General features: G+C 50.0%; 7 protein-coding genes and 1 pseudogene. All 8 read left to right on the forward strand.

Annotation, left to right across the window (positions count from 1 at the left end):
* Window positions 1–155: transposase domain-containing protein (locus F560_RS25355; protein WP_019007781.1), on the forward strand; the 155-nt coding region annotated here is incomplete at its 5' end.
* Window positions 156–285: 130 nt separating this feature from the next.
* Entirely contained in the window at window positions 286–1,329 is a 1,044-nt protein-coding gene (locus F560_RS23980) for a sensor histidine kinase (RefSeq protein WP_051088373.1), read from the forward strand.
* Window positions 1,295–1,933, forward strand: a complete 639-nt coding sequence (locus tag F560_RS0121515; protein WP_019007783.1) for a response regulator transcription factor — start codon at window positions 1,295–1,297, stop codon at window positions 1,931–1,933. The genes F560_RS23980 and F560_RS0121515 overlap by 35 nt, the downstream gene beginning before the upstream one ends.
* A gap of 229 nt (window positions 1,934–2,162) precedes the next feature.
* Complete coding sequence (locus F560_RS25810; protein ID WP_156829092.1) at window positions 2,163–2,384, forward strand: hypothetical protein; 222 nt, start codon at window positions 2,163–2,165, stop codon at window positions 2,382–2,384.
* Window positions 2,385–2,706: 322 nt separating this feature from the next.
* Window positions 2,707–3,186: a hypothetical protein gene (locus F560_RS0121520; protein ID WP_156829093.1), complete on the forward strand. Its 480-nt coding sequence runs from the start codon at window positions 2,707–2,709 to the stop codon at window positions 3,184–3,186.
* Window positions 3,187–3,463: 277 nt separating this feature from the next.
* The gene (locus F560_RS23985; RefSeq protein ID WP_245554939.1) at window positions 3,464–3,799 is read left to right on the forward strand and encodes a helix-turn-helix domain-containing protein; all 336 of its coding nucleotides are present in this window, start codon (window positions 3,464–3,466) and stop codon (window positions 3,797–3,799) included.
* A gap of 317 nt (window positions 3,800–4,116) precedes the next feature.
* Window positions 4,117–6,354 (forward strand): type IV secretory system conjugative DNA transfer family protein, encoded by a 2,238-nt coding sequence (locus F560_RS23990; protein WP_245554941.1) that lies wholly within the window; start codon window positions 4,117–4,119, stop codon window positions 6,352–6,354.
* A gap of 291 nt (window positions 6,355–6,645) precedes the next feature.
* Window positions 6,646–6,804 (forward strand): annotated as a pseudogene (locus tag F560_RS25815) (IS110 family transposase); the annotation flags it as partial.

Raw genomic sequence — 6,804 nt, forward strand, 5'->3', positions numbered from 1 at the left:
TCGAAACGGCAAAAGCAAACCGGCTGAAACCGGAGGCTTATTTGCAGTACCTGTTCGAGCAACTGCCACAGTTGCCGAACTTGCAGGACGCCGCCGCTCTGGAGAAGCTGGCCCCGTGGTCGCCCGCATTGCCGATCACGTGTCGCCTGTTCTGACGTTGTGCCCCGAACCGCTCTGACTGCTCAGTCAGGGCTCTTTGGCGTTCCGTCTTGTTTGGCGACGCCCGCGCATACGCTTCGTTCCTATTCTCGCAGGCTGGGGAAGCTTTGACCAGGTGTGCTAGATTTGACGCTTACTTGGTGTGTACCGTATTTCATCATCGGAATGTTTCTGTTGCTTTACAGTACAAAAATTGAAAAAAACGGTTGGATCAAGCGCGATCGAATGTATACAAATATTTTGGTCATTCCGCCCGTGATGTTTCAGGTGCTTACCGTCTATACGGTGGGGGCTTTCTTCCCCGGGTGGCCTGAAATCTGGAGATATGCGCCCGTGGTGATCGGGGTTATGTTTTTCACTTTTTTGCTATTGTCCAAACATGGCATTCTTGGGGTCCGCTTTCGCTTTGAAAAAAATAGCCTGCGCCATGCGCTTCGGGCGACAACAGCAGGAACATCCATCATCAACCACGCGGTAAAAAATGAGATGGGAAAGATTAAGATCATGGCGGATCTGATTCAATCTGCCGCCGCGGCCAACCATGAAACGGAAATCCAGCAGTATAGCCGTTCGATTCTGGATTCTATAGAACATTTGCTTACCTTGGTTACCCGCATTCAAAGCCAATTGCGGGACGATGAAGTGAAAAAACGATGGTGTAACCTGGAAGACATCATCCAATTGAGCCTGTCGCAAATCCGGCCATATTTGGAACAAAAACAGATTCAAGTCATCGTAGATTCGACGGGGAACATGTCGGTGCTTTGTGACGAAGTCATGATTCGGGAAGTGTTGAAGAATCTTTTCACCAATTCGATCGAGGCCATGGAAGAAAAGGGAAGGCTGTACCTGTCATTATATGAAACCAAAAAGCAAGTTATTGTGGAAATATCGGACAACGGGGCGGGAATATCGGCGGAAGATTTGCCGCATGTGATGGAACCGTTTTATTCGACCAAGAAGGGAGCCGGAAATTTTGGATTGGGATTATCATTTTGCTACAACGTCATGCAAAAACATCAAGGTTTCATTGAATTGGAAAGCGTTTTAAATGAGGGCACGACGGTGACGCTCTTTTTTCCAAAGCCGAAAAACAGGTTCCAATCCCGAGGGTTGAAGAAGGAGGTGAACGGGTTTGGAGAAAATCAGGATCCTGCTCGTGGAAGATGATCCGGTGTGGCAAAACGCCTTGACAACGTATCTCCGAAAACAAGCAGATTTTTGTCTGGTGCATGCCGCGGCAACGAAGGAAGAGGCTTTCTCGATTTTTCAAAATACAGAAGTGGACGTCGTTCTCATGGATATCGTGCTTACTCCTGGGAAGTACGATGGGCTGGATGCCGCGTTGGAGATATTGCAACGAAACCCCGCTGTAAAAATGATGATGCTGACTTCCCTGGAAGACAGCGAAGTGATCCTGGATGCATTTACTGCCGGCGCCGTCAATTATATCCCCAAGACAAAATATGAAAAACTTCCGGAAGCGATCCGACAGGCCCATCAAAACGTGACGGTAATCTCAGAAGAGGTGGCAGGCGTGATCCTGGGGGAATTGCACCGGCTGAGGCAGAATGAATTCCAGCAACGGATTACGTCCATGGAAAAAGAGATTCTTCAATTGCTGGCTCAAGGTTATACCCGGTCCGGCATTGCCGAATATCTGCAAATTTCAACGAATACCGTCAGAACCCACATTCGCCATGTCATGAAGAAGCTCGGGGCCGCCTCAGGTCAGGAAGCGGCGCAAATCGCGAAACGAAAAGGATTATTTTAAGAGAGGTGCAAACCAAGGGGGATGACGAAAAAATCATCCTTCCATTTTTTGTCGAGTCCCGTATCATAGAAAATACACACTGGATCATTAGAACTATTTTGCTTTGGAACTTCGGTTGACTGGAAGGGAGCGCTTATTTGTTCTGTGTTGGATGAGAAGCTGTGTGCTTGGGTCATTGTATGGATCGTTGTGGGTCTCATGGTTTGCATTACTTTCACTGAAGTTCGAAATGTCCATCAAAATCGGCAAAAATGGAGATGGGAAAGAAGAAAAAAGCGTTAAGCATGAAATCAGGATTCAGCGGAAGCCAAACCCCATTGGCTTCTTTTTAACCTGTAAAAATCCTGCTGAATCAGATGGAGGTGAAAGCGGATGGCGAAAAAGGATAATCATATATTGGACAAGCTTGCCGGGCATCAGCCTAGAGACTCTTCATCATCATGTTTTTTGATGGATTTGCCTGGAAAGCAAAGCGGCTGCAGGATCATGCTCGTTTTAATGGGGCCTTCCAGTAATGACGTTCCTTGATTTATCCCCGAATTCTCAAATCGTCCCTGATCATGAAAAGAAAGGGTGACTGTGATGAGCCTCAACTTTTTGCCCCACCAAGAGCGAAACGAACACCTTCCGAAAGCCAGACAAATAGGAAAGACGCCGAATAGAGAAGCCGGACTCGAAGAAAATCAATTCCTCTTTTTCGAACGCATGATGCGTCATGATGCCCATTATCGTGCGAAAGGAAGAATACGGCAGAAAAGATGGGGGAGGAGTGAATGACCCAAACAACTCCTTATGGTTTGGTCGAATCCTGGTTGCTGTCTTATCCCCTGTGGAAATCCAAAATTGAAGCGTTAAAAATTCAGATGGAAGACATTCCGAACCTGGCCCAACATTTTGATTTGGCAGCGATCCATGGAGAGGGCCGGAAGAAAGATCCCGTTTTAAAAACGGTCGTAAATCGTGCGGAAATGGAAAAAGAACTTTCCAAACTGGAAAAACGAATTCGCCTCATCGACGTCTCTTTCCTGGCTCTCACCCCGGAGGAAAGAGAGTTTATGGAAATTCGTTATTTTAGTCAACTGGCCAGCTCTTTGACCATGGATCGCTTGCACTTATCGAAAAGGATGTATTACTGGCGGCGCAACAAAATTTTAGACAAGGTGTATAAAGCCATGGGCGGTGAAAAATGCTTGCCGGAATTCATGGATGGTGGAGAAACAGCGACGGTTGCGCCGGATCTGCAAACGTGTTAGTGGGAAGAGATTGGGGATGCGTTCCCGTTGAAGAACGTGTCCCTCGTTTCATTTTGATCGTGCGTTTCCATGAGGAACGTTGCGATCGGATTGTAAAAGGCACACAAGAACATTATAGATGAGAATCCCGATGGTTGTCCAACAAAACTTTTGAAAAGATTCTTCGTCTATCTCTACCCTAACAAACACAATGAGTTTTGTAAATAGAGAATTCATTGTGTGTTCAAACTTCATCCTGCCCGTTCTAGACTAAAGGGATGAAGGTGGGTGGATAGAATTGGATATCCGTCAGTCGTTTGGACAGCGCATCAAAGAACTGCGACTCCAATGCGGGTGGACACAAGAGGAACTGGCAGAACGATCCGGGTTGCACCCCAATTATGTGGGACAAGTCGAACGCGGGGAGAAAAATATTTCGCTTGAGAATATTGCCAAACTGGCGCATGGTTTGCGCGTGGAACTTTCGCTGTTGTTTCAATTTGAAAGACAACCGGCATATTTGCCGGCGGAGCAGATCCGTTCTTTGCTTGAGGAGTTTGCGGAAGAGGATCAGTTTTTTGTCATGCGGCAAGTGGAGGAAATGGCCCGGTGGATGAAGCGGAAGCGGCTTTAAGCACGGGATATGTGACAAAAATGTTACTCTACTGTAACGAAAGTGTGACTTTTTTGGCACAAAATTGTGCCGAAAATGGTCCAAAATTGTAGCGAAAATGTGTCGAAATTGTAACGAAATCCTGTTATGATGGTAACATCAGAAAAAAGGGACGAAATCCTGAATCCGGGGATTCGTTCCTTTTTTTATTCCAGAAAGGAGGGGGAATATCAAACTTGCTCTTTTGAAAAGGGAATCGGCGATGGAAGGGGTGAGCAGCATTGCTCTCTTTTTTATTCCCGAAGTGGTGCAAACGGGGCACGGGGCCGGTAGGCGGGATGAAGGTTTTCGAGATTTGCCCGACAGCGGACTTGTCTTCAGCCGGTCCCGGTGAAGTTGCGTCATTTGTCAGGCAAATCGCTCATCTGGGATTGCCCCTTTCCCTTCGCTGGCGTTACGGTCAGCTTTATTTCCGGTTTCTGGTTCAGTGCAAAGGGCCGGCCGGCCGGATTCGCCTGTTTTATGCCGTTCCGGATATTCGGGTGATGGGCTTTACGGCGGCATTTCAGACCCATTTTTCAGGCATCTATTTGTTGCCTGCCTCTGAAGATGCCCTTTTTCTTCCGGGAGCCCATGAATCCGCACTGGGAGCGGAAGGGCGGACGGTGAACCGCGGCCTGCTTTCTGTCGCGCCCTTTGCCTTTAAGGACCCGCTAAACGCCATGATGATGGCGATGGGAGCGGGAGAACTTCGGGACGGGGAAGAAGTGTGGCTGGACATGACCTTTGTTCCAGCCGCCGGAAGCGACCTGCGCAAGCGAATCGTGAAAGCGGAAAAATGGCTGCAATCGCCGGCCAATGAACCGGTTTCGTTGAAAGCCATCTGGCGGGAAATGAGCACAGACTCGAAGACGAGGCCGAAACAACGCCAACTGACCGAACGCCAATCGCATCTGCTAAGGGCACTGCAGGGCAAACGATCAGAGGAGGAACCGGGTTTTTGGACAAGCTTTCGGGCGTATATTCATTCCTTTTCTTCGAAAGCCCGGTTGCAAACAATGAATGCCGCCCTCCAATCGATGAGGGAACTCAACGGGATTTTGTTGCACCCGGTTGTCCCGGAAAAAATCCGGCGCCGCTTCGATGGCGGAACGCCATTCCGGCCCATTTTGCTGACGGCTGCCGAACTTGCTTCCTGGCTTCGGTTGCCGGATGCGGGCACAACGGCAGCGGCGCATCTCCAATCCGTCACAACCAAGATGATCGCGCCGCCGCATGATTTGAACGAAGGCATTTTCATCGGGAAAAGCAATGTGCCGGGCATGGAACGGGAAATCCGGATGCCGGTGAATCAATTGCTGAAGCACACGTTTTTGGCGGGGACGACCGGCTCGGGAAAAACGTCCACGCTGCTGTCGATCATGGTCCGAATGGTGCGGGAACTGGAGCGAAATCCGGAGAGAGCCCCGGGATTTACCTTTCTCGATCCGCATGGCGGAGGGATTGAAACGCTGCTCAGCCATCTTCCGCCGAAAATGTATTCGAAACTGCACCTGATTCCGCTTGGAGCAACCGAGAGGCCTCGCGGGTTTAATTTGTTTCAGACGGATCACCAGGCGGAAGCTGAAGCCTTGACGGGGGAATTTGTGACCACGTTGCAGCAGCTCTTTCCGGGTTCCCGACCCCGGGCGGAACATTACCTGCGCAATGCCGTGCTCAGCCTGCTTTCCGTCCCGCCGCAAACGGTGCTCGGCGTTGTTCGCATATTTTTGAACGAAGCGTACCGGCGCCGGATTCTGCCGTACCTGGACCCGCATTTGCTGCATTTTTGGACGGCGGAATTTGCTCAGATCAAAAACATCGGAGAGCATCTCGGTCCCATTTTAAACAAATTGGGGGCTTTGCTTACGTATCCCACGTCGCGGCGCATGCTCGGCCAGTTGCAAAGCAGCGTCAATATTCGCCGGTGTATGGATGAAGGGCACATCGTGCTGATTGACGGTTCCGGCTGCGTTCCGGATCTGCTCCGGATACTGGCCAGTTTGTTTATGATTGATTACCACTTTACCTGCCGGAAGCGGCCCCCGCATGCATCCCGGCCCCATTTTTTCTTTGCCGATGAGGTTCATTTGTTTGCCACGGATATTTTGGCCAAGATTCTCTCGGAAGATCGAAAGTTCGGTCTTTCGCTTTTTCTGGCCACCCAGTATTTGACCCAGCTCCCGGACCGCATTTTGGAGGCGATCCTGGGAAATGTCGGAACCCTCATCCTTCTTCAGATGGGCGGCCCGGATGCCGACCGGTTAACGCGCTGGTTAAAGCCGATGGTGTCTGCGCATGACCTGATGCACTTGCCGGAGTTGCACGCCATCGTGCGAACCAAAGGGCATCAGGGAAAACTGGTGATGTTTACGATGAAGAATGAGATCGTTCCGATCGCCCATACGGACTGGATACGGCAAGCTTGGGCACATTCCGACCGGCAGGACGGACGGTCGATTGAGGAAGTCGAACGGGAAATCAACCAGTATGAGGGAGACTTCTTCCATCCCACGGACGACAACCGGGGCGAATGAGGAGACAGACTCTTCCGCACACCCGCATGGTTCCCGACATAGAACCCGACATCGATTCGGACATCGATGCCGACATAGACGGGGATGACCGGAAAACCGGGAAAAACCGCATCATATTGGCCAAACGGGAGAGCGGCCCAAGCCAGACTAATATGCACACACCGCCTCCGAAAAAAGAGAGGAGCCATTCCTGTAATGAATGAATTCGAGGTTTGAATGAAAAAAGTACCTTCTGTATACTGGGGAACGTTCCGACCAAAGAACAAATCCCAGCGCAGGAGGCACTCTACAATGAAGTATAAACACGCCAGGAAACAGAATCAACGAATTCAACAAATTACCGAATCAACTCTTGTTGTCGGGGCCGACATTGCCAAGAAAACACATGTCGCCAGAGCCGTCGATTTCCGCGGAATCGAGCTCGGTAAAGACTGCGTGTTCGGCAATGAT

The organism is Cohnella laeviribosi DSM 21336 (assembly GCF_000378425.1).
Lineage (GTDB): Bacteria > Bacillota > Bacilli > Paenibacillales > Paenibacillaceae > Cohnella > Cohnella laeviribosi.